The 26,764-nt window shown below is 63.5% G+C and carries 23 protein-coding genes; 8 read left to right on the plus strand and 15 right to left on the minus strand.

The window, feature by feature from the left end; all coding sequences use genetic code 11:
- Positions 1-4: 4 nt before the first annotated feature.
- The 10 genes from INP52_RS08140 to INP52_RS08185 all read right to left on the minus strand — a co-directional run bounded on the left by INP52_RS08140 (position 5) and on the right by INP52_RS08185 (position 10,012).
- Positions 5-1,162 (minus strand): iron-containing alcohol dehydrogenase, encoded by a 1,158-nt coding sequence (locus INP52_RS08140; RefSeq protein ID WP_194370739.1) that lies wholly within the window; start codon positions 1,160-1,162, stop codon positions 5-7.
- 15 nt (positions 1,163-1,177) lie between these two features.
- Positions 1,178-2,203: an alcohol dehydrogenase catalytic domain-containing protein gene (locus tag INP52_RS08145; protein WP_194370741.1), complete on the minus strand. Its 1,026-nt coding sequence runs from the start codon at positions 2,201-2,203 to the stop codon at positions 1,178-1,180.
- 83 nt (positions 2,204-2,286) lie between these two features.
- Complete coding sequence (locus tag INP52_RS08150; RefSeq protein WP_194370743.1) at positions 2,287-2,946, minus strand: class II aldolase/adducin family protein; 660 nt, start codon at positions 2,944-2,946, stop codon at positions 2,287-2,289.
- A gap of 71 nt (positions 2,947-3,017) precedes the next feature.
- A complete protein-coding gene (locus INP52_RS08155) occupies positions 3,018-4,070 on the minus strand; it encodes a 2-hydroxyacid dehydrogenase (protein ID WP_194370745.1) in 1,053 nt (350 codons plus the stop codon).
- A 68-nt stretch (positions 4,071-4,138) separates the two neighbouring features.
- Complete coding sequence (locus INP52_RS08160) at positions 4,139-5,581, minus strand: PTS transporter subunit IIC (protein WP_194370748.1); 1,443 nt, start codon at positions 5,579-5,581, stop codon at positions 4,139-4,141.
- A gap of 72 nt (positions 5,582-5,653) precedes the next feature.
- Complete coding sequence (locus INP52_RS08165) at positions 5,654-5,959, minus strand: PTS sugar transporter subunit IIB (protein WP_194370750.1); 306 nt, start codon at positions 5,957-5,959, stop codon at positions 5,654-5,656.
- A gap of 62 nt (positions 5,960-6,021) precedes the next feature.
- The gene (locus INP52_RS08170; RefSeq protein WP_194370752.1) at positions 6,022-6,483 is read right to left on the minus strand and encodes a PTS sugar transporter subunit IIA; all 462 of its coding nucleotides are present in this window, start codon (positions 6,481-6,483) and stop codon (positions 6,022-6,024) included.
- A 64-nt stretch (positions 6,484-6,547) separates the two neighbouring features.
- A complete protein-coding gene (locus INP52_RS08175; protein WP_194370754.1) occupies positions 6,548-7,012 on the minus strand; it encodes a hypothetical protein in 465 nt (154 codons plus the stop codon).
- Between the two features lie 9 nt (positions 7,013-7,021).
- Complete coding sequence (locus tag INP52_RS08180) at positions 7,022-9,079, minus strand: BglG family transcription antiterminator (protein WP_194370756.1); 2,058 nt, start codon at positions 9,077-9,079, stop codon at positions 7,022-7,024.
- A 453-nt stretch (positions 9,080-9,532) separates the two neighbouring features.
- Positions 9,533-10,012, minus strand: coding sequence for a GNAT family N-acetyltransferase (locus tag INP52_RS08185; RefSeq protein ID WP_194370758.1), 480 nt, complete (start codon positions 10,010-10,012; stop codon positions 9,533-9,535).
- Between the two features lie 116 nt (positions 10,013-10,128).
- Here INP52_RS08185 and INP52_RS08190 point away from each other — a divergent pair, with 116 nt between their 5' ends.
- Positions 10,129-11,610 (plus strand): DUF1846 domain-containing protein, encoded by a 1,482-nt coding sequence (locus INP52_RS08190; RefSeq protein ID WP_194370760.1) that lies wholly within the window; start codon positions 10,129-10,131, stop codon positions 11,608-11,610.
- A 58-nt stretch (positions 11,611-11,668) separates the two neighbouring features.
- On the opposite strand, the gene INP52_RS08195 is transcribed toward INP52_RS08190, so the two are convergent.
- Positions 11,669-12,544, minus strand: coding sequence for a LysR family transcriptional regulator (locus INP52_RS08195; RefSeq protein WP_194370761.1), 876 nt, complete (start codon positions 12,542-12,544; stop codon positions 11,669-11,671).
- A 144-nt stretch (positions 12,545-12,688) separates the two neighbouring features.
- Between INP52_RS08195 and INP52_RS08200 the strand changes: the two genes are divergently transcribed.
- Positions 12,689-13,621, plus strand: a complete 933-nt coding sequence (locus tag INP52_RS08200; RefSeq protein WP_194370764.1) for a DMT family transporter — start codon at positions 12,689-12,691, stop codon at positions 13,619-13,621.
- Positions 13,622-13,704: 83 nt separating this feature from the next.
- Here the strand turns inward: INP52_RS08200 and INP52_RS08205 are convergent, their stop codons facing one another.
- Positions 13,705-14,184 carry a hypothetical protein gene (locus INP52_RS08205; protein WP_194370766.1) on the minus strand — a complete coding sequence of 160 codons (480 nt, stop codon included), beginning with the start codon at positions 14,182-14,184 and terminating at the stop codon, positions 13,705-13,707.
- A 773-nt stretch (positions 14,185-14,957) separates the two neighbouring features.
- Here INP52_RS08205 and INP52_RS08210 point away from each other — a divergent pair.
- On the plus strand, positions 14,958-15,773 hold the full coding sequence (locus INP52_RS08210; protein ID WP_194370768.1) for a Cof-type HAD-IIB family hydrolase: 816 nt from the start codon (positions 14,958-14,960) through the stop codon (positions 15,771-15,773).
- A gap of 40 nt (positions 15,774-15,813) precedes the next feature.
- Positions 15,814-16,806, plus strand: coding sequence for an asparaginase (locus tag INP52_RS08215; protein ID WP_194372923.1), 993 nt, complete (start codon positions 15,814-15,816; stop codon positions 16,804-16,806).
- A 32-nt stretch (positions 16,807-16,838) separates the two neighbouring features.
- Here INP52_RS08215 and INP52_RS08220 read toward each other — a convergent pair whose 3' ends face one another.
- The 3 genes from INP52_RS08220 to ettA form a co-directional block, all read right to left on the minus strand.
- Positions 16,839-18,632, minus strand: a complete 1,794-nt coding sequence (locus INP52_RS08220; protein ID WP_194370770.1) for an ABC transporter permease — start codon at positions 18,630-18,632, stop codon at positions 16,839-16,841.
- Positions 18,633-19,436 (minus strand): ABC transporter ATP-binding protein, encoded by an 804-nt coding sequence (locus INP52_RS08225; protein WP_194370772.1) that lies wholly within the window; start codon positions 19,434-19,436, stop codon positions 18,633-18,635.
- 118 nt (positions 19,437-19,554) lie between these two features.
- Entirely contained in the window at positions 19,555-21,234 is a 1,680-nt protein-coding gene (gene ettA / locus INP52_RS08230) for an energy-dependent translational throttle protein EttA (RefSeq protein ID WP_194370774.1), read from the minus strand.
- Positions 21,235-21,426: 192 nt separating this feature from the next.
- Between ettA and INP52_RS08235 the strand changes: the two genes are divergently transcribed.
- From INP52_RS08235 to INP52_RS08250, 4 genes are all read left to right on the plus strand, one after another.
- Positions 21,427-23,094, plus strand: a complete 1,668-nt coding sequence (locus INP52_RS08235; protein WP_194370776.1) for a putative manganese-dependent inorganic diphosphatase — start codon at positions 21,427-21,429, stop codon at positions 23,092-23,094.
- A complete protein-coding gene (gene yfbR, locus INP52_RS08240) occupies positions 23,094-23,747 on the plus strand; it encodes a 5'-deoxynucleotidase (protein ID WP_228478317.1) in 654 nt (217 codons plus the stop codon). Before INP52_RS08235 ends, yfbR begins: the two co-directional genes overlap by 1 nt.
- A gap of 90 nt (positions 23,748-23,837) precedes the next feature.
- Positions 23,838-24,695 carry a tRNA (guanosine(46)-N7)-methyltransferase TrmB gene (gene trmB, locus INP52_RS08245; RefSeq protein ID WP_194370778.1) on the plus strand — a complete coding sequence of 286 codons (858 nt, stop codon included), beginning with the start codon at positions 23,838-23,840 and terminating at the stop codon, positions 24,693-24,695.
- Positions 24,696-24,901: 206 nt separating this feature from the next.
- Positions 24,902-26,710 (plus strand): DUF3825 domain-containing protein, encoded by a 1,809-nt coding sequence (locus INP52_RS08250; protein ID WP_194370780.1) that lies wholly within the window; start codon positions 24,902-24,904, stop codon positions 26,708-26,710.
- The last annotated feature ends 54 nt before the right edge of the window (positions 26,711-26,764 follow it).

A 26,764-nucleotide genomic window follows, 5' to 3' on the forward strand; every position in this document is an offset into this window, starting at 1 on the left:
TGCCCTACTCCCCGTAGTAGACCGTGCGCAGGAGCAGTCGCGCGTCATCCGCGGTAACCTCAACCGGGTTAGCGGGCGTGCACACGTCGGACAGGACCTTGCCGACAAGCACCTCGAGACTGGACTCGAACTCGGCCTCGTCGGGCACGACCTCGCGCATGGTGGTGGGCACCCCCAGCTCTGACCGCAGATCGAGAATCACGCGCTCAAGATCGTGAGCCCCCACAAATCCCGCAAGCTCCTCATAGCGTGTTGCGGCAGTTTCAGAATGATCACGATTGAACGCGATGCTGTAGGGAAGCACGATGCCGTTGGCCAGCCCGTGAGCCACATTGTAGGTGGCCCCGAAGGTATGTGCGATGCCGTGGCAGACACCGAGCGCCCCGTTGGTAAACGCGATGCCACCCAAGCAGCTGGCAGCCAGCATGTCCGCACGGGCGGACAGGTTGCTCGGCTCGTTCGCACAGGTCCTGAGCGCTCGATAGCCCGCGACCCATGCCCCCATGGCCTGCGCGTCAGAGAAGACGTTGGCCGTGTTGGCCACATACGACTCGATGGCATGGGTGAGCGCGTCCATGCCGCACGCCACGGTTCCCCTGCGCGGCATCGTGGCAGAGAAGGCCGGGTCCAAGATGGCCACGTCAGGAATCAGGCGCCCCGTGTACTCGCGCACCGAGTACTTCCTCTTCTGCACGGGGTCCTTTATGAGCGCAGCGCGCGTGCACTCGGAGCCCGTCCCAGCGCTTGTCGCGATGCAACAGACGCGAGCCCGCTCGCGCAAGGTGAGCGGCGCCGGCGGCATGACCTCCTCGAGGCTCTTGTACTGGGGGTTCTCGTAGAAGACCCACATGGCCTTGGCAGCATCCATCGCGGAGCCCCCGCCAAAGCCTATCACCCAGTCGGGTTCGAACTCCTTCATGTCCTCCACGCCGCGACGCACCGACTCCCAGCAAGGCTCGGGCTCCACGTCCGTGTTGGCGCGCCACGTCCAGCCCGACGACTCGAGCACGTCTGTAATCACCTTGAGCTGGCCAAGCTCCTTCTGGATGGTCCCGCTCATCACGATGTAGGCCCGCCGAAGCTCTGCGGGAAGTTCTGCGAGCGCAAAGACGGCGTCCTCTCCGAAGTAGATCTTATCGGCTCCAAGCTTGTATGTCTTCATGTCTCCCTGCTCTCCTTAGTCGTAGACGACGCAGTTCTTGATGACCTTGCCCGACGCGTGCTCCAAGATGGCCTCCTCGAGACGCTCGAGCGGATACTCGTTCTGGACGAAGTCATCCGCGGAAATGACCCCCAGACACAGGAGCTTGAACGCCTCCGAGACCGTAAGTGGCGTGGTATGAAAGACCCCCTTGACCGTGAGCTGCGAGTAATGCAGGAGCGTCGCGTCCATCTTGAGCACGCTCCCCGACTTCGTGCCGCCAAAGAGCAGCACGAACCCGCCCTTGCGCGCCATGTGCACGCTCGTCTCCCACACGTCAAGAAGTCCTGTAGCCTCTATAACCACGTCGGCACCACGCCCGTCATCCGTCATATCGCGAACGGCGACCACGCTGTCCTCGACTCCCGTTAGATTGAGCGTCCGCCACACGCCCAGACGCTCAGCCACGTCAAGGCGGCTCTGGACCAAGTCCGTGACGAGCACCTGGGCCCCGCGCAACACGGCGAGCCGCGCGAACATGAGCCCGATGGGCCCCGCCCCGTTGATGACCACGAAGTCACCCTGTTCGATGGGGCAGTTCTGGATGCCATAGACGGCGCACGATAAGGGCTCCATGAGCGAGGCCGCCTTGTGGCTCAGCTCGTCCGGCATCACAAAAAGGTTCTGCTGCACAATGGGCGCGGGCACGCGCACGTACTCCGCGTAAGATCCCCGATTAAACAGGAGGTTCTCACACATCGAGGGCTGCCCGTGCTTGCACCAGTAGCAGTGACCGCACGGGGCCGAGTTGTGCACGGCGACGCGATCGCCCTCGCGCACGCCCTCGACGGCAGACCCGACGGCCGCGATCACCCCGGAGAACTCGTGCCCATAGGGGTGCGGAGGCTTGAGCAGGGGATAGCCCCGACGATAGTTCTTGACGTCAGTCCCGCACGTCGTCGAGACGACGTTCTTCACCAGCACCTCATCGGATGCAATCTGAGGCAGGGGGGCATCAATGATGCGGATGTCTCCCTGATCGTAAAGCACAGCTGCACGCATCTTTCCTCCCTCTTCATCATCCAAGGACGGGTACAAAGCCGGCGCGGCCGGCGGCCGCAATGTCCGCCGGCCGCGCCCAGCCGCTACTTGGTCTGCTGACCGTAGGTCTTGGAGCGCTCCATGGCGCTTGCCATCTGCTCGTCAGTCAAATACTGCGGCTCGCCCGCACACAGGCACTGCCACTGAATCTGAGCGGTGAACTCGATGTTCGTGGCAAGCCCGAACGCCTTGGGCAGGCTCGCCTGATAGCACACGTCACCATGGTTGGCGAGAAGCACCACGCGCGTCTTCGGGTTGGCTACCAGGACCTCTCCGACAGCTTCGGCGAGCTCAGGGGTGCCAAAGGTAACGTAGGGCACCAAGGGCACCTCGTTGACGCCCGCGCCCATAATCACATAGTGAACGGGCCTCAGGGTCTGGTGCAGGCATGCGAGGGTCGTAGCGTAGGGCGAGTGCGTGTGCACCACTGCCCGAGCCTCGGGACGGTTCTGGTAGACGATGGTGTGAAGCCCATGCTCGCTCGACGGCTTGCGCGCGCCGTCGATGATGGCACCGTCAAGATCCATGACGACCACGTCTTCGGGCTTCGTGTCAAAGTAGCCCAGTCCAGAGGGGCTAATGGCCATGTAGCCGGTCTCGGGATCGTAGATCGAGATGTTTCCGCTCGTGCCCACCGAGAGGCCTGCGGCACTCATCTTTTTGCCATACTCAACGATCTGCGCGCGCTCTTCCTCCATCAACATAAGAGTCTCCCCTCCCCCGCCACTGCGCGGGGTTTGTCTGATTTCTCTCTTGATTTGAGCAGGTCTACGATCTAGGACGCGATCGCCTTGAGGTTCACTACCATGTCGCTCTTGCCCGTCTCCCAGAACTCGGCAATCTTGCGCGCAAGCAGGAGCGGGCTCTTGGGCAGCGCGTCCACGACGTTGCCGGCGTTGTGCGGCGTGAGCGTAACGTTGTCGAGGCTCAGCAGCGGGTCATCCTGGGCGAGTGGCTCCTCCCAGAAGACGTCGAGGGCACACCCCCCGATGGAGCGCTCGTCAAGTGCCTTTACCAGGGCGTCCTTGTCCAGCACGCCGGCACGTGAGGTGTTGATGAGATACGCCGTGGGCTTCATGAGGGCGAGCTGCTCGGTGCTTACGCTGTCCTTGGTCTCGGGCGTGAGACGGAGGTGAAGGCTCACGATGTCCGCCTCCAAGAAGAGCGTCTTCTCGTCGACAAGCTCCACGGCAAGGCCCACCTCGTCAATCTGCTCCTGCGTGAGGTAGGGGTCATAGGCGATGACCCGCTTCATGCCGATGCCCAGGCACTTCTTGGCCACGAGCTTGCCTATGTGTCCAAGGCCCATGAGCCCAAGGGTCATGTCGCACAGAGAGGTCGTATAGCCACTGTTCATGTACTCCTTGCGCCAGTCACCTTTCTTGAGGGCCGCATGGGCGCGAGCGATGTTGCGCGTCTCGGCGAACATGAGACCCACGGCAAAGTCGGACGTGCACTCTGCATTGCGGATGCAGTGGATGACGGGAATGTTGCGCTTGGTGGCCGCGGCCACGTCGATGTGCTCCATCCCCCCGCGGCACGTACCGATGAGCTTAAGGTGCGGACCGGCCGCGATGAGGTCCTCGGCCACGGGGCAGAAGTGCGTGAGGAGGATGTCGGCATCCTTCACCTGCTCATAGGCCTCTGCAGGAATCTCCTCGGCCGTGGGGCCGTTCTTCTCGAGGTTCTGGGCTCGACGCTGGAACTCCTGACGCGTGGAGCACTTCCACTCAAGGGCGACGACGTCAGCCTCCTCATCCAGGGATTGCGCCGCTTCGACGAGTAGGTCGCAGGGCACCACGATGTCACCGATAACCACGATCTTCATGCCTGTCTCCTTCCTGTGTCGCTGGGCGAGGCGAGGGCCCCGCCCGTGCACGATCTTGTGATGACTACCTAGGCCATGACCTTGCTTACCTCCGGCTCGGGACGCTTGCCCGTTGCCAGGAACTCGAGGTAGCCCTGGAAGCGATCCTTGTTCTTGCGGAATAGAATGAAGAATGCAACGTAGGCGGCCATGACCAGAGCGATGACGAGCGGGTTCTGCGTGAGGAAGGCCATCGTTATGAGACCGGCCGTGCAGTTGGACATGATGAAGCCGATGACGAACGTTCCCGAGGCTACGGCCTCGACAGCGGCCTCGAAGCCGACCCCAGCGGCGACCTGCGTGAAGGCGGAGGCCCAGTAGGAGGCCATGGCGAGCTTGGCGGCAAAGACGATGACGGCCATGCACCACGCCTTGAACACGTTCCCGTTAGAGAGGGCAACGGGGATCTCGACCATGTACGGAAGAGAGGGAAGCACCATAAGGGGAACGACCAGGTTTCCCGGCATCAGGAAGGCAATCAGGACGCCAAACGGAATCACCAGGAGGCCAGTGGTCAGCGTGGCTGCCTCACCATAGCCCAAAGCATCGTTGACGGCCACGATGAACTGGCGGTCCTTTCCATACTTGGACTTGGAGAGGGTCTTGCGAGAGAACTCGGTCAACGCACCAAAGCCTGCGGCGAACATGCCTGCGATCTTGGGGAAAATGGCCATGACGGCCGAGCACGTGACGGCAACCTGTGCGACGTTGCCCAGCCCCACGATGGTGTTGAGCCGGTCTACGTTGCCGACGATGCCCAAGATAAGACCGATGGCCAGGCCGATGTACATCGGCTCGCCCATGAATCCGATCCTCTTGCGAATGGACTGGGGGTTCGCCTTGATCTTGTCGAAGCCAAGCTTGGAAAAGAGAACGTTGAGCACCAGGTACATGGGGGCGTCGCCGTTGTGATGGGGTGCGGTCATCGCGCAGCTGGGATAGTTATAGTACGTCGACCAACGCTTCTGGACCGACTCCGCAATGAGGAGCGTCACAAGATTGATGAGGAGCATGAGCACGAAGGCAAGCGGCATGTTGCCGGTCAGCAGGAACAGCATGGATCCCCAGACGGAAATCGAGTAGTTGTTCCAAAGGTCGGACGGCATGAAGATGTCGGTAATCTTGCCAAACCAAAGGACGACCTGGAAGAGCAGGCCAACGCCGATAAACATCATGCCAAGGTTGGTCGAGTAGGCCACGGCGGCCACGGCCTGCCAGCCGATGTCGAGTGCGGGCTTGTTGAGCCCCGAGACGTCGACCATGCGCGTAATGAGCGGGGTCAGGACCCCTCCGAACGCCGTGGTGACGAAAGACATGCCCATGAGGCCCACGCCCACGAGCACGGCCGACTGGAACGCGCGCTTGCGCGGAGTCTTAAAGACGCGACAGATGATGTAGATGATTATCGGCACGGTAATGTAGTTGCCGAAGGCGTCGAATATTTGCTTCAAAACTGCAAAGAAGCCGTCCATGAATTCATCCCCTAGGTGTTATAGGTGTATGCCAGTTACAGCGGATAAAACGGCAGGGCAAGGGTGCCGGGGCTACTCGCTCAGGTCAAGTTTTCCAACGGCCTCCATGAGCTGCTCGATGAACTCGTCCTCGTTGATTCCCACAAGGAAGCCGGTGGCATTGAGCATCGGAATGCCGTAGTCCTCTTCCACGGGGCTCGTGTAGGCGATAAGATCCCAGGCACGCGTCATCACGGCAGTAGCGATGCCCGGAGGGTTTGTCTCGTCCGTATCGCAGTCGTATCCGTGCTCTTCAAGCACGTCGCGAAGCTTGGCGGCGAGCATGGCGGAGGTGGCGGTGCCCGATCCGCAGACGCATAGAATATTGACAATCCTCATGGTGCTCTCTCCTTTGTTGTCGTTTTTCCGTACGCGAGCTCAATCCCCTGAGGCCCCCGTGCTTACGCCTCCTCGAGCGAATGAAGCAGCCCAAGGATCTCGTCCGCGTCCCTTGAGGCGCGGATGCGTTCAAGACGGGGGCTGTCTTGGATGACGTGCATCATCTCCTTGAGCAGCTCTATCTGCTGCCCCGAGTCCTTTATCACAAGGGGCATGATCAGGCTCACGTTGAGCGACGTGCCCGGTTCGCCCATCATGTCAAACTTGACGGGTTTTTTGGGAACGATGACCCCAATGGCGGCCTTGTTGACGAACGTGGGGTTGGTGTGCGGAATTGCGATGCACATGGTCTTGCCGGGCAGCCCCGTCGGAAAGACCTTCTCGCGCTCGATGACCATCTCGGCATAGCCCTCGTTGACGTAGCCGCAGTCCTGCAGGCGCGCCGCCATGAGACGAATCGCATCCTCCGAGGTCTTCACGTCCGCGTCCACAAAGACGAGCCTTTTGTCCAGTAGTTTCCCCATTCGTTTTCACCTCCTTCAATGAAAGCGCAGGTAAAGTCCATATTTTGTCCGGAAGCAGAAAGAGCTATCCGGGTAGGACACCCAAACGAACTCCCGCCACATAGAGTGAGAAGACCAAGGCGACCAGAGCGATGGCACGCACGATCTTGCGCGTTTTTACGAGTCCCAGGGGCAGGTAGTACTCATAGCGCGGAAGAACCCGCGGCCATATGAGGATCACCGCCGAAAGGGCCACGAAGGGCATCGGCGTCCATACCGGTTGAAAGTCTAAGAAGGCAATGGCAATCCACGACGCGATGGCGCACAGTCCCACGGCCACGTAGAAGAGGGGGCGCATGCGGGCGTCATGGTTCACGAACGAAACCGTGCTCTCAAAGTGCTCCTCGCAGCAGCACTTGAGAACGGGGTCGCCACCTGGATTCACCACGTACTCATGCGAGGCCGTGGGCTTTCCGCACCACAGGCAGGCGGCCTCCTGGCCCTCGATGCCGTGATGGCCGTGGTAGACGAACTTGCGCCGTTTCGCCATGTTGTCTCCCTAAGCTTCCAACACATCGGCCATGAGCGTGGCCACGTGCTCTTGACTGGAAAAGTATTGATATATATCGTAAAGTGTTCCCCAGTGCGAGTATCGGTTGATGGTTGCCATGCAGACCACGACACGGGCCGGCTTGCCATCGGGAAGCTCGATGCCATCAGGGGCAAGCACGATCTGCGCCTCAACGTGGGCGTTCTCGTCTCCCTGCATGGGGCAGCGCACGATCACGACCTCGGGAGCCATACGATAATAAAGAAGCTTATTGCTTGCCATGATGTTGCTCATACGCTCCACTAGGCAGCTTTTGGAGGCGTCCTCCTGTAACTTATGGGCCCCCAGCAGTACGGCCGTGCCCCATGTCGAGCCCTGAGGTACGACCACGCGCTCAGCGCGCACATGCGAGTCGCCCAGCTGCACCGAAGTCGGCCCCCTGAAGCCTCGGTCGCGCTCGTCAAAATAGCGGAAGAGTTCGAAGTGAAGCTTGTCAGAGCGCAGCCACCCCCAATCGGAGTCGGGGATGTTCTCACCCACTATTTCGACGATACCTTCGATGAGGGCGTCATAGCGAGAGATGATCCGATTGCTTCTTAGTACCTCATAGATTTGCCTGCGGCTCTCCTCAGAGAAGAATGGGGTGGTCTCGACCATGTTGTCGCTTCTGAACTCTTGGGGAAGATGCGAGAGCGCAACGACGAGCGCATAGGACTCAAGTGTCCATCGGTGCAGGCTATCTACCTCGGCACAGTCGTATTCGAAGCAGATGCCGCAGGCGTCAAAGAGCTGCTCCTTGACCAAGGTAATGGTTGACATATTCCTGGCACCCACGAGAAGGACCCTGGTAGCACTCGTGTCCCCGTTTTCGAGCATCTTGTTGTCGAGGTCGTTTGACAGGTAAATCGTGAGATAGGCGAGCTCGTCGTCGGAGAGGTCATCCATACCGGTTTCCACCGCGGCGCGTCGCGTGAAGTCAAAGGCCATCGGATACATCTTCTGCACGTCAACCGTAAGCGGGTTGTGAACGGAGATGCCATATTTCTGGCGATAGTACAGCGGTCTGATGTGATGGGAGAGCTGCTCGTGAATAGTTTCCTTGTTCATGAAGGTGAGACAGCCCACACGTTCGAAGTTGCCGATGAGATTCTCGGCGAGCTCACTCACGTACTCGTCTTCCTCACGTTGCCGCGCAAAGTTGGTGGTCTTGATTCCCAGCAAAAGGGAGGTGATGTAGAGAATCTCCTCGGAGGGCAGGGCAATGCCTGCGCTCTTGAGCTTCTCGACGCTGCACTGAACCGAACGATAAGAGAGGGTTCCGCTGAGCGTAATCTGCTCTTCTCGGCCCATGGCGACCCAGCTGCCCCTAAGGCCCCGGAGCCACGAAACTTGGATCATCATGCCCTCAAGGCCGTTGCTGTCAAGAAAGCAGCGAGTTTTGAGATCTAGTTCGTATTGTTTGATGAGACTGCGGCAAAGCTCATAATAATCAATGTCATTCTTTGTTACGTCAACAAGCGTGCGCTGGAGAAAGCGTCTCACGTCCTGGATGCACTCGGCTCCCGCAAGGCCCTGGAGCTTGGACCAGATGAATTTTCGAATGGTAATCTCGTCGCCCAAAAGCGTGTAGCCTTGTCCCGGTACGCTGGCAAGATTGATTCCGAGTGGATTCAGTTCCCCCTTGAGCTCACGAATATCGGCGATTACGGTGTTGCGAGAAACTTCATAGCCGTCCATGAGGCTCGGGATGGTGGCATGCTCATGTGCGAGGGCAATACGCACAAGAGTCATTGACCGACGTTCAGATACCGTAAACACGCGCACGCGGCTGAGGCCGACAAGACGCCCTGCGTACTTCCAGCAGACGTCCTTACTCGTAACCATCTGGTTCTCGAGAGTAACCTTACCAAGGTCTTCGCGCCCAAGCCACTCATTGATGTGCGCTATGTCGTAGTAAATCGTCCGTCGCGATACTCCAAACTCATCCGCAAGGGTTTGAACGCTTACTCCCTCAGCAGCTTGAGGAAGACAGCGCAAGAGAGAGATCTGCCTGCTTTTGAGATCCATGGCGCCACCTCCCTGCTGTCCGCGACCTGCTGCGCCATGCTTCCGTTTGGTTCCGCTACAAAACCATTCTTTCTGACGAGGCCTGCTCTGGGAATTACCAACTTGGTTCAGAGCTCGTGCCAGAATGGGTGCAATAAGCTGTACTCTTGCATACAGATGTACAAATCAGTTAGTTGACACGTCATTCATCTGGCTTTTATTAGATTAATAAACTATTATATATTTTTATTATTTATTATATATATTCCAAAAGTCCACAGGACATGACAAGTAATACGCAGACAAACAGACCATTCAGGGAGAAATAGCGACCGTTCGCACGCTAGTGATGCTACGCGTTATTTCTACAACAGGACCAGTCTCTTGCACGGGAGCCACTGCGATAAAAGGATATTCGTGCAAGAGACTGAAACCTCACCGTGGCGTCGCTTCCTCGAGCATCTGCGTGGTCCCCTATAGCATCTGCTCCAGACAGGTCTTTTGGGGAGACATCCCCATGGCCTCGTAGAAGCGCTGGGCCGAGGGATTGCATGCCCAGACGTTGAGCGTCAGGTTATGGCAGCCTTGCGCGCGAGCGTAGCTCACCACGTGTTGGTAGAGGGCCATGCCCACGTGATGGCCGCGCGCGGACTCGTCCACGCAGAGGTCATCTATGTAGAGGGTCCTTATCGGCTGTAGGTTGTTACTCCCCGCATAGTCCCGCATCACACAAAACGCGTAGCCCAGAATCTCTCCGTCCGGGGCACCTTCGCGCACGGCCACGAAGACGGGGAGCGTGTCGTCAGCCAAGATCTCTCGGAGCTCGTCGTCGGTGTACTTGCGCGTTCCCGCGCGAAAGATGTCAGGGCGGCCCTGGGCGTGCACCTTCAGTACCTGGTCAAGCAACCGCCCGAGACCGGGAAGGTCCTTCTCGCCTGCGCGCCTGATCTCCATCGCTGCCTCCTCGCAAACGGTTTTCTGACCCGGGGCTTTCAACTCAAGGATAGCGCGCCGCCCCGCATGCTACCCTATTTGGTTGCCACATGCCACACGAGAGGAGCCCGAAGCCCATGCGCATCGGATTTGACAACGACAAGTACATCTCCTTGCAGGCGGAGAAGATCCGGGAACGCATCGGGCAGTTTGGCGGCAAGCTCTACCTCGAGTTCGGTGGCAAGCTCTTCGACGACTACCACGCCTCGCGCGTGCTCCCGGGCTTCGCACCCGACTCCAAGATTCGCATGCTCCAGAGCCTGCGCGAGGACGTCGAGGTCATTATCGTCATCAACGCCGACAACATAGAGAACGCAAAGCGTCGCTCGGACATCGGCATCACCTACGGCGAGGACACGCTGCGCCTCATGGATGCGTTTAGGGCGCTCGAGTTTCTGGTGGGCGGCGTGTGCATCACGCACTTCACGGGCCAGCCGCACGCCGAGGCGTTCCAGCGGCGCCTGGAGAGCATGGGCGTGCTCGTCTATCGCCACCACCTCATCGACGGCTACCCCTCTGACGTCGACGGCATCGTGAGCGATCAGGGCTTTGGCAAGAACGACTACGTCGAGACGACCCGTCCGCTCGTGGTGGTCACCGCGCCGGGCCCCGGATCGGGCAAGCTTGCCACATGCCTCTCGCAGCTCTACCACGAGAACAAGCGCGGGATGAAGGCCGGCTACGCCAAGTACGAGACCTTCCCCGTGTGGAACCTGCCGCTCAGGCACCCCGTGAACATCGCCTACGAGGCCGCAACGGCCGATCTCGACGACCGCAACATCATTGACCCCTTCCACCTGGAGGCCTACGGCGACGTCACCGTGAACTACAACCGTGACGTGGAGACGTTTCCCGTGCTCAAGGCCATGATGGAGAAGATCGCCGGCAAGAGCCCCTACCAGTCCCCCACGGATATGGGCGTCAACATGGTGGGCCTGTGCATCTGCGATGATGCCATCTGCCAGGAGGCGGCAAGAAACGAGATAGTTCGCCGCTACTTTGCCGCTGCCGAGGAGCTCCGGCGCACGGGCGTCGGAGCCGCCACGCTCTCCAAGATCGAGCTGCTCATGAGTCAGGCCGACGTGACCTGCGACTTCTCGCCCGCCCATCAGGCGGCGCTCGCCAAGGAGGAGGCCACGGGAGGACCAGCTGCGGCCATGGTGCTGCCCGACGGCGAGCTCGTGTGCGGCAAGACCTCGGACCTCATGGGAGCCGCGGCGTCGCTGCTGATCAACGCCGTCAAGCACCTGGCCGGCATCGAGCGCGGCTCCTACGTGGTGAGCGACGCTGCCCTCGAGCCCATCTGCCGCCTCAAGACCCAGCACCTGCGCAGCCGCAACCCGCGCCTGCACTCCGACGAGATCCTCATCGCGCTGTCCCTCTCGTCAGCCACGAGTCAGAAGGCCGCAGCCACCGTGGATGCGCTCGGTCAGCTTGCCGGATGCGACGCGTACTTCTCGGTCATCATCTCCGACGCGGACCGGAGCACCTATAGGAACCTGGGCATCAACGTCTGCTGTGAACCCAAGTACGAGCGGCGCGCCTACTACCACCGCTAGGACGTAACGTCCCCCGCACGTTCACGCCGCGTCGCAAGGCCAAGCGTCACCCACTCGTTCACACTGCGTCACGGGCGCGCAGAAAATCGATGAAGAGTCGTGCGGCGACCCCCAGGGACCCCGCGCGAAAGACCACGCTGATCTTGCGCCCCACAGGCTCGGCGAGCGGGCGCGTCTCTATGCGATAGGGCGCGCGACTCAAGATGAGCGAGGGAAGGACAGCCAGGCCAAGGCCGTTTTCGACCATCGACATGATCGCGTAGTCGTCCCAGGTGGTAAAGCGCACGCGCGGCGAAAGTCCCGCGCGCTCGAACAGCGGCGTGACCTCGTCGTCTCCGGAGCGCTCCAGCAAGATGAACGGATCGTCGAGAAGCTCCTCCAGCCTCACCGCCGCATGAGACGCGAGGGGATGCCCCTCGGGCATCACGACGCGCAGCTCGTCGGAGAGGAGCGGCTCGCAGACGAGCCCGGGCGTACGCGGTGCGTACGGCAGAAACCCAAAGTCCACACGCCCCTCCGCGACCCAGCGCTCGATCTCCGAGTAGTCCCCCATGAGGAGCTCGTAGTCGATGCCCGAATACTCCTGCTGAAACCGACGTATGGCGGGCGGCAGCACGTAGGTGGCCACGCTCGAGAAGGTCCCCACGCTGATGGTGCCCGCGTCCAGGTCGCGCAGCTCGGACGCGCGAGCCGTCAGCCGACGATAGTCTTCGCAAACGGCCTCGACGAGGGGCATGAGCTGCCGTCCGTCCCCGGTGGGGCTCACTCCCGCGCGGCCGCGCTCCACGAGGCGCAAGCCCCAGTCGCGCTCGAGGTCCGCAATCATACGGCTCACGCCCGACTGACTGTAGGAGAGGTTGTGCGCGGCCCGCGTGAAGCTACCGCAGCGCACGGCCTCGACGAGCGCCTGGTACTTCTGGATGTTGGTGTCCACTATTGCCCTTCCCCCTGGCTTTTCCATCTGGTTTTAGCATGATAATCATACCAAACATTCGCTTTTATCAGCTATGCGCCTCTGTCAGAGTGAGTCTTAAAAGTAGTCCTCACCTGCGAAAAAGAGCGAGAAAGAGACTCTGCCATGTCCAAGGCAACCGAGAAGTACCTCCTCTCACTCGTCCTGTTTGGCTCCAACGGCGTCATCGCGAGCCTCATAGACCTGCCGAGCCCGCTGGTGGTCCTTCTGCGGACCGTCCTGGGCGCGCTGGCACTCGTGGCGGTGCTCGCCGCTTCGCGCTCGCGCGCCTCACGGCGCGGGCGCGCCCAGAGTCCGACCCCGCTTGCCTCCCGTGCGCATCCGCGCCAGGCGCTCTATCTGGCCGCCTCCGGTGCGGCCCTGGGCGTGGGCTGGCTCTTTCTCTTCGAGGCGTACCGACTCATAGGCGTCGGCGTGGCCTCGCTCGCCTACTACTGCGGACCCGTCATCGTGATGGCCCTCTCACCCGTCCTGTTCGGCGAGTGCCTCACGCTTCCCAAGGTCGCAGGCTTTGCGGCCGTGGTCTGCGGCGCGTTTCTCGTGGTGGGAAAGGTCCTGGGTGCGGGCATGTCGGGCTGGGGGCTCTTCTATGGCGCGATGTCGGCCGTCATGTACGCGGTCATGGTCATCTGCAGCAAGCGCGTCACGGACATTGCGGGCCTCGAGTGCGCGACCATCCAGCTCGGCGCGGCCGCGCTGGCCGTGGTGGTCTTCGTGGCCGCGTCGGTGGCAACGGAGTCCATGGCGCTTCCCCTCGCTCAGCTTACCCGTCTCAACGCGCCCGCCACCCTCTTCCTGGGACTCGTGAACACGGGCGTGGGCTGCTACCTCTACTTCTCTTCCATAGTCGAGCTCCCCGTCCAGCGCGTGGCCGTCTGCGGCTACCTCGAGCCGCTCTCTGCCGTGGTCTTCTCGGCCTTGCTACTTGGCGAGCCGCTCACGCCGGTCAACATCCTCGGAGGCACGCTCATCTTGGGCGGTGCGGCCTTCTGCGAACTCGCGGAACAGCGTCAGCGCCGTCGAATCGCCGCCGCATAGAGCGAGCTACTTTTCCGACCATACCCGAACGCCAGATTCAGGCCCAAAACTCACCCGAATATGGCGTTCGGGTATGGTCGACGTTATGCAAGCTCCAAAAGAAGCCTGTCTCGCAGCCCCGGATCAGACTGAGAATACGCAGCACCCAGAGCCTTGGCCAGCTGACGCGCCAAAACGTCAAGCGCGTCGCCCGAGAGCTGGCCCTTGGTCACCTCTATGAACTTCCATCCCAAGGCCTCAAGCGAATTCCTCTTCATGCCGTCATGGTCAAAGGCCACATGCCCCATGTGCTCCATGTAGCTGTTGTACTCAAGAGCGACCATTTGCCGCGGCCAGCAGACGTCCACGCTGTAGTAGGGAGCCTGGCAGAGGGGATACTCCTCTGGCGTTGGGCGCACGACATAGTTAAGCGTAGGGTGGCAGAACCCATAGCCGCCGAGCTCGAGGGGGAGCGTGAAAATGACGGCCACGTTTGTCTCCATGGGAGACCGAGAGCCCTCGAGGGCCCAGCGAAGCGCCCGGCGCGCGTTGTTGACCCCGCGATGTCCTTGCACGTCATCCAAGAAGCTCCTTAGCTCTTCCTTGGAAATGAGGGGGCGACGGTCGAGGAATCCCCTTGGTCCCGGCACGCGGCCATAAAGCCCCAGGCACTCCATCTCGAGTGCCACCATACGAGAGAGCGTGGCTTGGCTCGCCATCTGCAGACAGCAAAGCTCGGGAGAGGCAATCATGATTCCTGGAGCCAGCTGGTACAGAGAGCCCGCCGGCAAGGCCCCTGACCAAATGTGATTTCTCACCTTATGAGACTGAAGACGGCCCTCCTTTCCCGAGACGAGCACATGCAAGGGATTGCTCTCCGTAGGGACTTCCTTCAAAGTATTCTCTGCGACCTTCATGAGCTCCTTAACCGACCCCGAGGACCACGTCAGCCCACGTGTCGAGCAAGGTCCTCCAAGCTGGCCTCCCAAGCCCTCGTGAGCCCAGAGACGAAGCGCAGATATGTCAGTCAAGGTCACCATGGGATGAGCGTACACGAGAGGCCTCTCGGCTCGCTTTCCCTGACCTGCCCGCATTCTCCCCCACCCTTATCGCAATCTGACAGGCTCGACTTTTCAGACCCGCAGACCAAGGGGTCTGTGACGATAGCAAAAAATGCAACCTGTATGATTGAAGCGACCGCAGTAACCTGACTTCACATAGTCTCGATAACCGACCATACCCGAACGCCTAATTCAGGGTCAAAGCTCACTCGAATCAAGCGTTCGGGTATGGTCGGCAAAGTAGCAGCCCACCACGCGCTATCCTTAGGGCCCCCGGACGCAAGAAGGAGAGCAGCGTGACCTACGATCTCATAGCCTTTGACATGGACGGGACCCTCCTAGATTCTAGGAAGCGAGTCCTCTCCTCTTCGATCGAGGCCATCGGCCAGGCGGCGCACGCGGGAAAGGACATCGCGCTCTGCTCGGGTCGCTGCCCGGTGATGGTGGCCCTTTACGCCGACGAGCTCCCCCACGTGCGCTACGCGATTTGCGACAGCGGAGCCGTCCTCTTTGACCTCTCCGCGAACAGAGTCCTCTCCGAGACCAACATCGAGCATGAGCTCATCGGACGCGTCGTCGAGGCGTGCGCCGGCGAGGACGCCATGCCCGAGGCCTTCTCGGGGCGCGATTTCTTCTGCCAGTCATCCCAGCTCGGTTCCATGGGACGCTACCAGATGGGCCCCTACGAGGGCATGTACGCAGCCACCTGCACCCCTGTGGACAGCATCCGCGCCGTGGTGCTCGACCCGGACACGCCGTTCCAGAAGCTCGGCCTGCACTTCACGACCACCGAGGCGCGTAGAAGGGTCCGCGCGCGCCTCGCCGACCTGCCCCTCGAGGTAATCGACTCGGAGACCACGAGCATCGAGCTCCAAGCGGCCGGCGTCGACAAGGCCGCAGGGCTTCTGGCCCTGGCCGAGCTGCTCGGCATCGCGCCCGAGGCCACCATCGCCGTAGGCGACGCGGACAACGACCTCGCCATGGTACGATCCGCCGGGATTGGCGTCGCCATGGGCAACGCCAACGAGCGCGTCCGCGCGGCGGCGAACGCGAGCGTGGCCGACAACGACCACGGCGGCTGCGCCGAGGCCATCCACACCTACCTCCTCTAGCCCTTAGGAGACGCCTCTCGTGAGCCGCCGTCGCATCCTCATGATCGCCACCGGAGGAACGATCGCCTCCACCCCGGAGGGAGCGGGCCTTGCCCCCACGGCCACGGGCCGCGAGCTCGCCGAGAAGGTCCCCCTTCTTGACACTCTCTGCGAGCTGGACTTCGTTCAGCCCATGAACATCGACAGCACCAATATGCGCCCGCGCGACTGGATGCGCATGGCGCACGTCATCCGCAAGGCCTACGCGCGCTACGACGGCTTCGTCATCCTGCACGGCACCGACACCATGGCCTACACAGCCGCGGCCCTCTCCTACCTCATCCAGGACAGCGCGAAGCCCATCGTGCTCACAGGCTCGCAGCAGCCCATGGCCAGCCCCTTCACCGACGCCAAGCTCAACATCTACCAGTCAGTTCTCTATGCCTGCGACGAGGAGAGCCATGACGTGAGCGTCGTCTTTGGCGGACAGGTCATCTGCGGGGCGCGTGCCCGCAAGCAGCGCACGATGAGCTTCAACGCCTTCGTGAGCATGAACTTTCCGCCTCTGGCCTACCTGCGCAACGATCGCATCGTGCGCGCGACGGACCCCCACCCGGAACCTCGTGACCAGGCCCGCAAACCACGCTTCTACGACGACCTCGACGAGCGCGTCATCGTGCTCAAGCTCACGCCTGAGCTGCGCCCGAGCATCTTCGAGCTCCTCAAGCGCGACTATGACGCCGTGATCGTGGAGACCTTTGGCATCGGTGGCATCCCCGCCTATGACCGCTCTTACCAGGAGGCCATCTTTGACTGGGTAGATTCCGGGCGCACCCTCGTGATTACCACCCAGGTGCCCGAGGAGGGCCTGGACCTAGGAATCTACGAGGTCGGACACGCCTATGCGGAGAAGGACGGCATCCTCACCGGAGACGACATGACCACCGAGGCCCTCGTGGCCAAGACGATGTGGGCCCTCGGCCAGACGCATGACCCAGCCGAGGTGGCCCGCCTGTTCTACCAGCCCATCGGCCACGACCGAGAGACGCGGTAGCGGCGACCGTCGGGCCGCCGGGACGCGACTCCCTACGGCTCGCGGCGACCGAGGGGCCCGGCGCAGCGAACAAGGGCCCACCAGGCCGCGAGGACGCACTCGCCGATCTGCAGCGCAAGGGCGGCGGCCTGGGCCGCGGGGACCGCCACGACGCCCCCCGTCAGCATGGGCAGGGCCGCGACGAGCGCCGGGACCGCCATGACCAGCACGGCCACAAGCAGCCCCGCGTACACGATGAGCGCCGCCGATCCGCCTTTGGTGAGCTGGGCCTCATTCTCCCAGTGGAGGCGTGGGAAGCGTGCGCCAAGACCCAGGGAGAAGAGGTCGAGCGCCCCTATGGCCGCCACGTAGAGGGTAGCGAGATAGGCGACCGAGACAAGGGGGACACGCAAGGCGACCATGAGCGCGACCATGAGCACAAGGATGGGGACCGCGCCCATGAGCGTCGTCGGCACGAGCTTCGCGGCGAGGTAGGCCGACCAGTCCATAGGCATGGCGCGCAGGTAGAAGAAGTCCTCGCCGTCGCGGCTCACCGCCATCACGAGCGCATACGACGAGAAGCCCATGAAGACCGCGAGGCCAAAGACGCCGAGGGCGCACCAGGTGAGGACCTCGCTGCCGGGGGTTACCGCAGAGGTGAGGGCCGGCACCATCGTCAGCAGGGCGTCGGAGTCCATGCCGGCGTCGCCCGCCTGAGAGAAGCCGAACACCACGGACACGACGATGATCACGACGAAGTAGACCGGCATGAGCACCGGGCTCAGGACGAACTGGTTGAAGAAGGCCGGGGTGCGCGCCATCATCTTCCAGTCTCGCGCGAGGTTGGCCGCAAACGCGCCCCGAGTCCTGACGGCGGCGCGCAGGTCGGAGACCTCGAACCGACGCGAGCTCCTCTTGCCGCCCGCGCCCTGGAGGGCCTGGACGCCCTCGAAGTACCAGCGGCGCGCCAGAAGGGAGAGCAGCGCGGCGTAAAGCGCCACGAGGGCGGCCATGGCAACAAGGCCCCCGGCCACCTCAAGCGGCCCGCCCTCGATGACCAGGCGCGCCACGAGCGCCGGCGGGCACAGAAGCCCCATGACGACGGCGGACGGGCCCTCGGAGGCCAGGGACCCCGCGCCGGCCGCCAGGCTCCCCATCCCGTCACCCCTGAAGACGAACTGGCTGGAGACGCCTACCGCCAGCGCGAAGACCGTGATCAGCACCCCAAACGCACGCGAGAACCTGTCCTTGTCGCGGGCGACCCGCGAGAAGCGCATGAGTGGCACGCATATGATGACCAGCGCGAGGTTCACCGCCAGCGCGCACAGGACAAACGCGACGGACATGATGACGTAGGCCGCAGGCTCGGCCCCAAGAGCCCACAGGCACCCGAGCCCCACGGGCAGGACGAACAGGTCGTTGGTAGTCGACATGAGCAGGAAGTGAGCCAGCTTGGCCCACATCACCGTCACGGAGGAGAGGGGCAGCGTGAGGTAGTAACCAAGGTCGCGCACAAAGTAGAGCACGTTCACGGCCTGGTAGAGGCCGATGAAGACCGTCATGACCACGAAGCAGACGAGGGCAAAGGAAAACGCGGCGTAGGGCGTGGCGCCCATGAAGCCCATTGCCAGGCCCATGGAGAAGAACAACGATGCGAGCAGGAGGAACGCGGCGAGCGTCATCACGCGGCGCAGGCCGGCGCCCAGGCGTCTCTTCCCGTGCCCCCTGGCCCCGAGCGACATGCCCACGCCCGCGGCGTCAATCCTCTCCTCGCCCCTCCCGATCACGCGGAACAGCACCCTGAACTGGGTCCAGGAGAAGGAGTCAGGCACTGTCGCGCGCGTCATCTAGCGCACCTCCGGGGGCTCGGGGGCACCGGACGGGCAAGCGGGGACGTCTTCGGCCGGCTCCGGCGCAAACGGGGAGTCTCCTGAGGTGAGCTCGAGGAACATCTCCTCGAGCGAGCCCGAGTTGTGAAAGTGCGCGCGCATCTCCTCGACGGTGCCCACAAAGAGCAGCTCCCCCTTGGCGATGACCCCCACGCGGTCCACGACCTTCTCGGCCACGTCGAGGACGTGCGTCGAGAAGAGCACGGTCTTCCCGGCGTCGGCATGGGCGCGCATGGACTGCTTGAGCAGCCACGACGCCTTGGGGTCGAGCCCGGTCATGGGCTCGTCGAGAATCCAGACGGCGGGGTCGGGCAGGAGGGCGCCCATGACCATCATCTTCTGGCGCATGCCGTGGGAGTACGACTGGATCTGGTTGTCCAGCTCGTCCTGCATCCCGTACTCCCGGGCCAGGCGGTCGATGCGCTCGGCGCGGGCCTCGGTGGGAATCTGGTAGACGTCGGCGATGAAGCGGAGGAACTCGTGGCCCTTGAGGCGCAGCAGGTGGTCGGGCGAGTCGCTCACGAAGCAGAGGCTCCGCTTGGCCGCAAGGGGCTCTTCGACCACGTCAACCCCATCGAGCTCGACCGTGCCCGAGGTGGGGGCGAGCACCCCCGCGAGCATGTTGAGCAGCGTTGACTTCCCCGCCCCGTTAGGGCCGAGCAGCCCGAAGATCTCACCGCTTCTTATCTCGAGCGAGAGGTCCCTGACCGCGAGGGTCTCCCCTCCGTCGTAGCTCTTGCTGACGCGGTCTATCCGTATCATGGCAGCTCCCGTTGTTCGTTGGCGTACGTCGGTTGGCGCCTTCGCCGCCCGGTTGGGCTCGGCTCGCGCCCAGAGGGCGAGGCGCCCGTCCTCTTTGATTCTAGTTGCTCCAGATGCCCTAGTCGCGCGTGAGCTTGCGATGCAGACGGTGCGGCTGCGCGGCATCCGGGCCCAGGCGAGAGACGCGGTCGGCCTGGTAGGCGGCGAAGTTGCCCTCGAACCAGTGCCAGCGCCCGGGGTTCTCGTCGTCGCCCTCCCACGCGAGGACGTGCGTGGCCACGCGATCGAGGAACCACCGGTCGTGGGAGATCACGACCGAGCAGCCCGGGAAGCGCTCGAGCGCCTCCTCCAGGCTCTCCAAGGTCTCCACGTCGAGGTCGTTGGTGGGCTCGTCGAGCAGCAGGAGGTTGCCCCCCTGCTTGAGGGTGAGCGCGAGGTTTAGGCGGTTGCGCTCGCCACCAGAGAGCACGCCGGCACGCTTCTGCTGGTCAGATCCCTTGAAGCCAAAGGCCGCCACGTAGGCGCGGCTCGGAATCTCAGCGTCCCCCACGCGAATGAAGTCGTTTCCGTCGCTCACGACCTCCCAGAGGGTCTTGTCGTCGTCGATGCCGGAGCGCATCTGGTCCACGTAGGAGAGCTTAACGGACTCGCCCACCTCGAGCGCGCCCGCCGTGGGCCCCTCGAGTCCCGCGATGGTCTTGAACAGCGTGGTCTTGCCCACACCGTTGGGACCGATCACGCCCACGATGCCGTTTCTGGGCAAGATGAACGAGAGGCCGTCGATAAGCACGCGGTCCCCGAAGGACTTTCCCAGGTGGTCAGCCACGAGGACCTTGGCCCCCAGGCGCGGGCCCACGGGAATCTGGATGTCCGTGAAGTCGACCCGCTTGGCGCTGCGGGCCTCGGCCTCCATCTGCTCGTAGCGCTCCAGACGGGCGCGGCTCTTGGCCTGACGCGCCTTGGGCGAGCTGCGCACCCACGCGAGCTCGGCCTTCATCTTCTTAGCGCGGCGCGCGTCCTGCTGGCCCTGAGCCTCCAGACGAGCGGCCTTCTTCTCCAGGTAGGTGGAGTAGTTGCCCTCGTAGGGGTAGAGCTTTCCGCGGTCGACCTCGCAAATCCACTCGGCCACGTCGTCGAGGAAGTAGCGGTCGTGCGTGACGGCCATGACGGCCCCGGGATAGCGGTGGAGGAACTGCTCGAGCCATAGCACCGACTCGGCGTCGAGGTGGTTGGTAGGCTCGTCAAGCAGCAGCAGGTCGGGAGCCTCAAGCAGCAGACGGCACAGCGCCACGCGACGGCGCTCTCCACCGGAGAGCTGGGCCACCGGGGCATCAGGGTCGGGGCACTGCAGCGCATCCATGGCCTGGGAGAGCTGGGAGTCCAGGTCCCAGCCGTCGGCGGCGTCGATCTGGGTCTGGAGGGCGCCCATCTCCTCCATGAGGGCGTCGAAGTCGGCGTCGGGCAGAGCCATCTCGGCGCTCACCTCGTTGAAGCGCGCGATCTGGGCCAGGACATCGCCGAAGGCCTGCTCGATGTTCTCGCGGACGGTCTTGTCCTCGTCGAGCGGCGGCTCCTGCTGCAGGATCCCCACCGAGTAGCCGGGCGTGAGCTGAGCCTCGCCGTTGGAGACGTCCTCGAGGCCGGCCATGACCTTGAGCAGCGTGGACTTGCCCGCTCCGTTGGGCCCCACGACGCCGATCTTGGCACCGGGGAAGACGCCCACGGTGACGTCGTCAAGGATGAGCTTGTCGCCAACGGCCTTGCGGGCCTTGTAGAACTGATACACGAATTCGGCCATGGGGCTTCTCGCCTCTCGGGGGGTTGCGGATGAAGTGATCTCCCATTCTATCGGGCTCGCCCCCCGTTTTCACGTCGCCTTCAAGAAACGGGCCCTTTACGGACGTCCTGCTGAAATCCTGCCCACCACGTGGCACAATGCGGATAGGAAACCAAACGCGATCCTGCGCGCCGCGCACTTCAAGGAGCTCTCATGCCAGAGGCAATCCGCAAGGTCAACATCATCGGCCACCTCCACCCGGACACAGACAGCATCTGCTCGGCCATCAGCTACGCCTACCTCAAGAACACGGTCGGCAAGACCAACATCTACGAGCCGCGCCGGGCGGGCACCATCAACCGAGAGACGGCCTTTGTCCTCAAGCACTTTGGCTTCGACGAACCGCAGCTCATCACCTCCGTCATGCCGCAGGTCAAGGACACCGAGATTCAGCGTCAGGCCGGCATCGACTCCGAGATGAGCCTGTTCGCCGCCTGGAACCTCATGCGTGAGACCAAGGTCGACACCCTGTGCGTCACCGACCCCCAGAACAACCTCGAGGGCCTCATCGCCGTCAAGGACATCGCCAACGCCAACATGGACGTCTTCGACACGAGCATCGTCGCCGACTCCCACACCAGCTACGCCAACATCGTCTCCACGCTCAACGGCGAGATGATCCTCGGCAACCCCGCGGACACCGTTCACGCGGGCGACGTCCGCGTGGGCACCACCCCCGAGATGATGGAGGACACCGTCAAGGCGGGTGACATCGTCCTGGTGACCAACCGCTACGAGACCCAGCAGTTCGCCGTCGAGTGTGACGCGAGCTGCCTGATCATCTGCTGCAGCGCGCACGTCTCGGACCGCGTCGTGGCCTCGGCCCGGCGCCACGGCTGCTCGATCATCACCACGCCGTACGACACCTACGCCGCCGCGAGGCTCATCTCGATGTCTATCCCCGTGCGGGCCAAGATGCTCGCCGAGAACATCCTCAAGGTGAGCGTCAACACCTCGATCGACGACGCCCGCAAGATGATGGCCAAGTCGCGTCACCGCTTCTTCCCCATCATCGACGAGAACGGCACGTACGCGGGCCTCATCAGCTCCTCCAGCCTGCTCACCGCCAAGAAAAAGCACGTCATCCTGGTCGACCACAACGAGCGCACCCAGGCGGTCGAGGGCCTCGAGCAGGCCGAAATCATGGAGATCATCGACCACCACCGCATCGGCTCGATCGAGACCTCGGGCCCGGCCCTGTTCCGCAACATGCCCGTGGGCTGCACCTGCACGATTCTCTACCTGATCTACCAGGAGAACGACGTGGAGATCCCCCCGAGCATCGCGGGGCTCATGCTCTCGGCCATCCTCTCCGACACGCTCGCGTTTCGCTCGCCCACCTGCACGCCTGTTGACCAAAAGGCCGGCAAGGCGCTCGCCAAGATCTGCGGCGAGGACATCCCCAGCTACGCCGACGCCATGTTCGAGGCCGGCGCCGACCTCACCGGCCGCACGGCCGAGGAGGTCTTCCATCAGGACTTCAAGATCTTCAGCCGCGGCAACGTCAAGTTCGGCGTGGGCCAGGGCAGCTTCATGACCGAGAACAGCCGCAAGGCCGCCGAGGCTCTCGTGGGGCCCTACCTGCCCGAGGCCGCGCAGGCCGAGGAGCTCCCGCTCGTCTTCTACCTGTTCACGGACGTCAAGACCTCCTCGAGCGAGGTCCTGTGGTACGGAGAGGACGCAGATGGCATCGTGTCGCGCGCGTTCGACGTTGAGCCCGAGGACGGCCTCGCCAAGCTCCCGGGCGTGGTGAGTCGCAAGAAGCAGGTCATCCCCGCCCTCATGGCCACGCTCCAGAGCATCCAGGAGGACCAGGACTAGTGGCCGAGGAGCTTTCTGGAGGCATCCGGGAATCTGACGGCTCATCGCAGCCACGTGAGTCACACTTCCTTGCGATTCTCTCGCGCATGAAGTACATCGAGCGCTGGGCCCTCATGCGCAGCTCGCGCCCCGAGAACCTTTCCGAGCACTCGCTCGAGGTGGCCCTCATCGCGCACATGCTCTGCGTGATCGCCAACGTGCGCCACGGCTGCGCGCTCGACTCTGAGCGCGCAGCGCTCGTGGCGCTCTACCACGACGCCTCCGAGATCATCACCGGCGACCTGCCCACCCCCGTCAAGTACCATGACGGGCAGATTCACGACGCCTACAAGGCCGTGGAGGCCTCCGCCGAGGAGCGCCTCCTCGAGACCCTGCCCGCCGACCTGCGCCCCGCCTTCGAGGATGTCTTCTGGCCCACGGCCGACGCCGATGCGGACGAGCTCTACCTGCGCCGCCTCGTCAAGGCCGCCGACAAGATCTCGGCCCTCATCAAGTGCGTCGACGAGGCTCGCTCGGGCAACGCGGAGTTCGCGAGCGCCGAGAAGACCTGCCGCGCCTCCGTCGAGGAGGCAAGCTACGAGCTCCCCGAGGTCGCCGACTTCGTGCGCGAGTTTCTCCCCTCCTACGGAGCCACCCTGGACGAGCTGCTCTAGAGGGCGGCGCGCACCCAGGCGCCGATCACCACGCCGCCCCGAACCTATCATGAACCTGCCCAAAACCTACCACCCGAAGGACGGATCCCTATGCACGGCCTACACGCTCGCATCCCCAAGAGCTTCGTCCTCGAGGAGCGCCTGGAGCGCTACGCCTCCGCCATCGAACCCGCACCCGAGCGCTGGCGCGGTCGCTGGGCCGAGGCGTGCTGGCCCGGCCTTGGAACGAGCGCGCAAGAGGGAGGCGCGAATCGCTTCTCCGAGGTGCGTCTTGACCTGGGCTGCGGCAAGGGGTCATTCACCGTCGAGGCCGCGCGACAAGAGCCCGACGTCTTGTTCGTAGGCATGGACAGCGAGCCCATCTGCATCGCCCACGCCGCCCAGCTCGCCTGCGAGAGCGGCCTCTCCAACGTGCTGATCGTGCCCGGCGACGGGATGCGCATCCGCGAGTTCTTCTCGGCTGGCGAGCTCTCCCGCATCTACCTGAACTTTCCCACGCCGTTTCCGCGCAAGCGCGAGGCCAAGAGGCGCATGGCAAGCATGGAGCGCCTCATGGACTTTCGCGCGGTCCTGTCCGGCGACGGCGAGGTGCGCCTGCGCACCGACAGCCAGCCGCTCTTTGACTTCATGCTCACCCAGGTGCCCCTTGCGGGCTACGAGCTTCTCTGGTCCAGCCGAGACGCGCACGCCGAGGCTCCCTGCGACCTCGCAAGCGAGTACGAGGAGCGCCTGAGCGCCCGGGGGGCACACGTGCTCGCTCTGACCACGCGACCGGCACCGGGACCCGCACCCGAGCACCCGGAGCAGACCGCCGAACTCTCGCTCGCGACTTATCTGCCCCATGAACTGGACGAACTCGAGCAGCTCTCCTACGCGCCCCACGGCATGGAGTCGACCGTGGAGAACCTGCGCAACTACGCCGCACGGCACCACGGGTCGCAGGGATAGGACTCGCAGCCGCGCGAGGTTCTGGGTCCCCAGTACCCTTTTGCATTGACACCCTCGCATAGAGTCGCGCTTTGAGCGGGCATCCTCGCGAACGCGTCCGGCAGAAGAACCCGCCGAGGAGCCCTCAGAGCGCTTTGATGGGTAGAACAAGGCACGTGCATCTTCTCGCGCCTCGGCGCGCCACCATAGCTTGAGAAAGGCCGACCATGCCCACGATCACCCCTGGCAACCGCCTCTATCTGTACCAGCTCCTCTCGAACGAGCTTGGCGTGGGCGCACAGACTGCCCTCGCCCGCGTGGAGGAGGTTCTCGCGAAGGACGACCTTGCCCCTGCGGACCTCGGGTTCGCCGACACTCGCTCCCTCTGCGAGGCCCTGCCCGAGTTCCTCAGGGTCACCGCCTTCAAGAAGGGCTACGTCTACGCAACGGTCCATGCCTGCGAGGACTACGACCGGGCCCTCGAGGGCCCTGCCAACGGCGCGAGCAGCAAGAGCGCGGCGAACGGCAAGCCCTGGAAGCGTCGCAAGGAGGCCAAGGGCCTGCGACCAGTCAAGCCGCGTCCCACCGAGAAGCCCAAGGAGGCGACGCCGTCCACCCCCGAGGCCTTATCCGAGCCCCAGCGCATAGCTGAACCCAAACCCTCCCACGAATTTGGGTCCGTGCCTGGGGCCGAGCAAAGCGAAGCTGAACCCAAACCCGATATCGGGTTTGGGTCCGAGGCGGAGCCCGAGGGAGAACCCAAACCGGAGGCAGCCGGCGCATCCGCGACCGCGCTCGAGCCTGCGCTGGTAGCCGACCCCACATCCGCAACGCAGACCGAGCCTGCGGCCGCGTCGGAACCCAAACCCGAGGGGGAGCCTCGGCGCGCACCCGTCTTTGGATCGCCTGAGCCCTCGATCTCCCTCACCATCACCTACGTTCCCGAGCAGAAGGAGGGCGAGGCCGAACCCAAACCCGCCGCGGCACGCGTCGACGAGCCCGCAACTGCACACACGGCGCGGTCCTCCATGCCGTCCACGACGCACGCCCCCAGCGGACCCCCTCAGGACTTCCATGCCGAGGTGCGCTCCCCCAATGAGCAGCTCAGCCTCCTCTACCAGCTGCTGCCGCCCACCGTCGATCCCCTGACCACGCTCGAGGAGGACTTCCGCGTGGCCCGCTCAACCCACACGCTCGAGGGGACGCGCAGCGAGGTCACGTTCCCCCTGCGCTTCCTGCGTGCTGACGGCTCGACGCCTGTCACGGCCACCCTGCGCCGCTCGGTCAAGGCACAGGGTGGCAAGTTCTGGTCGCTCGCCTCGGTGGACGGCGCCGATCCCGACGAGGTGGGCCTCGAGGGCCTCGCCCCTCGCCCGGCCGGCGCGTGGGCCGCCTTTCTCCCCCAGCGGAAGCTGCCCGTCGATGCCGTGGACCCCGAGCGCGCCCTCACGCAGACCGTGTCGCTCGGCCCCTGGGACGAGGCGCTCCAAGACCTCGCCTCCCTTGCCGCGCCCGAGGACTGGGGCGCGGACCGCAGCGTCCTGCGTGCCTACCTCATCATGACCTTCGCGCGCGTCCAGGCCCAGGGGCTTCTCGCCGTGGCTCCGGACGGATCGCGCGCGGAGTTCGACACGGGCCTTCTCACCTCTGCGGGCGCGGCCGTCTACGCACGTCTCGAACCGCTGGACGGCGACATCCCCTGGGAGCTCGCTGCCTTTGCCACCGGGGGCTCCGCCCGACCCGCGCGCTACGCGACCTCTCTCGCCCAGGTGACGCTCGATTCCAGCCTGCCTGCCCCCGCCTTTGCGGCCGCACCGCTCGTGGAGAGAAGCCCGCGCACCGCGACCTGCGCCTACGACGCAATCGCCGACGACGTCAGGCTGCTCGTCCCGGCAGACGACGGCCGCGCGCTCGCCCTTGCGGCCACGCCCTCCGGCTACGAGGTCGCAGCCACCCTCGAGCTTGCCGACGCCTACGCCTGCGCGCGCGTGGTGAGCGCGGAGCAGCCCTCCTGGCTCACGGCCGGGCTCGCCTAGATTTCTCGGCTGCGCCCGGTCTCGCCGCTGAGCGGCACTCGCGCATCGCAAACT

Source organism: Thermophilibacter immobilis (assembly GCF_015277515.1).
GTDB lineage: Bacteria > Actinomycetota > Coriobacteriia > Coriobacteriales > Atopobiaceae > Thermophilibacter > Thermophilibacter immobilis.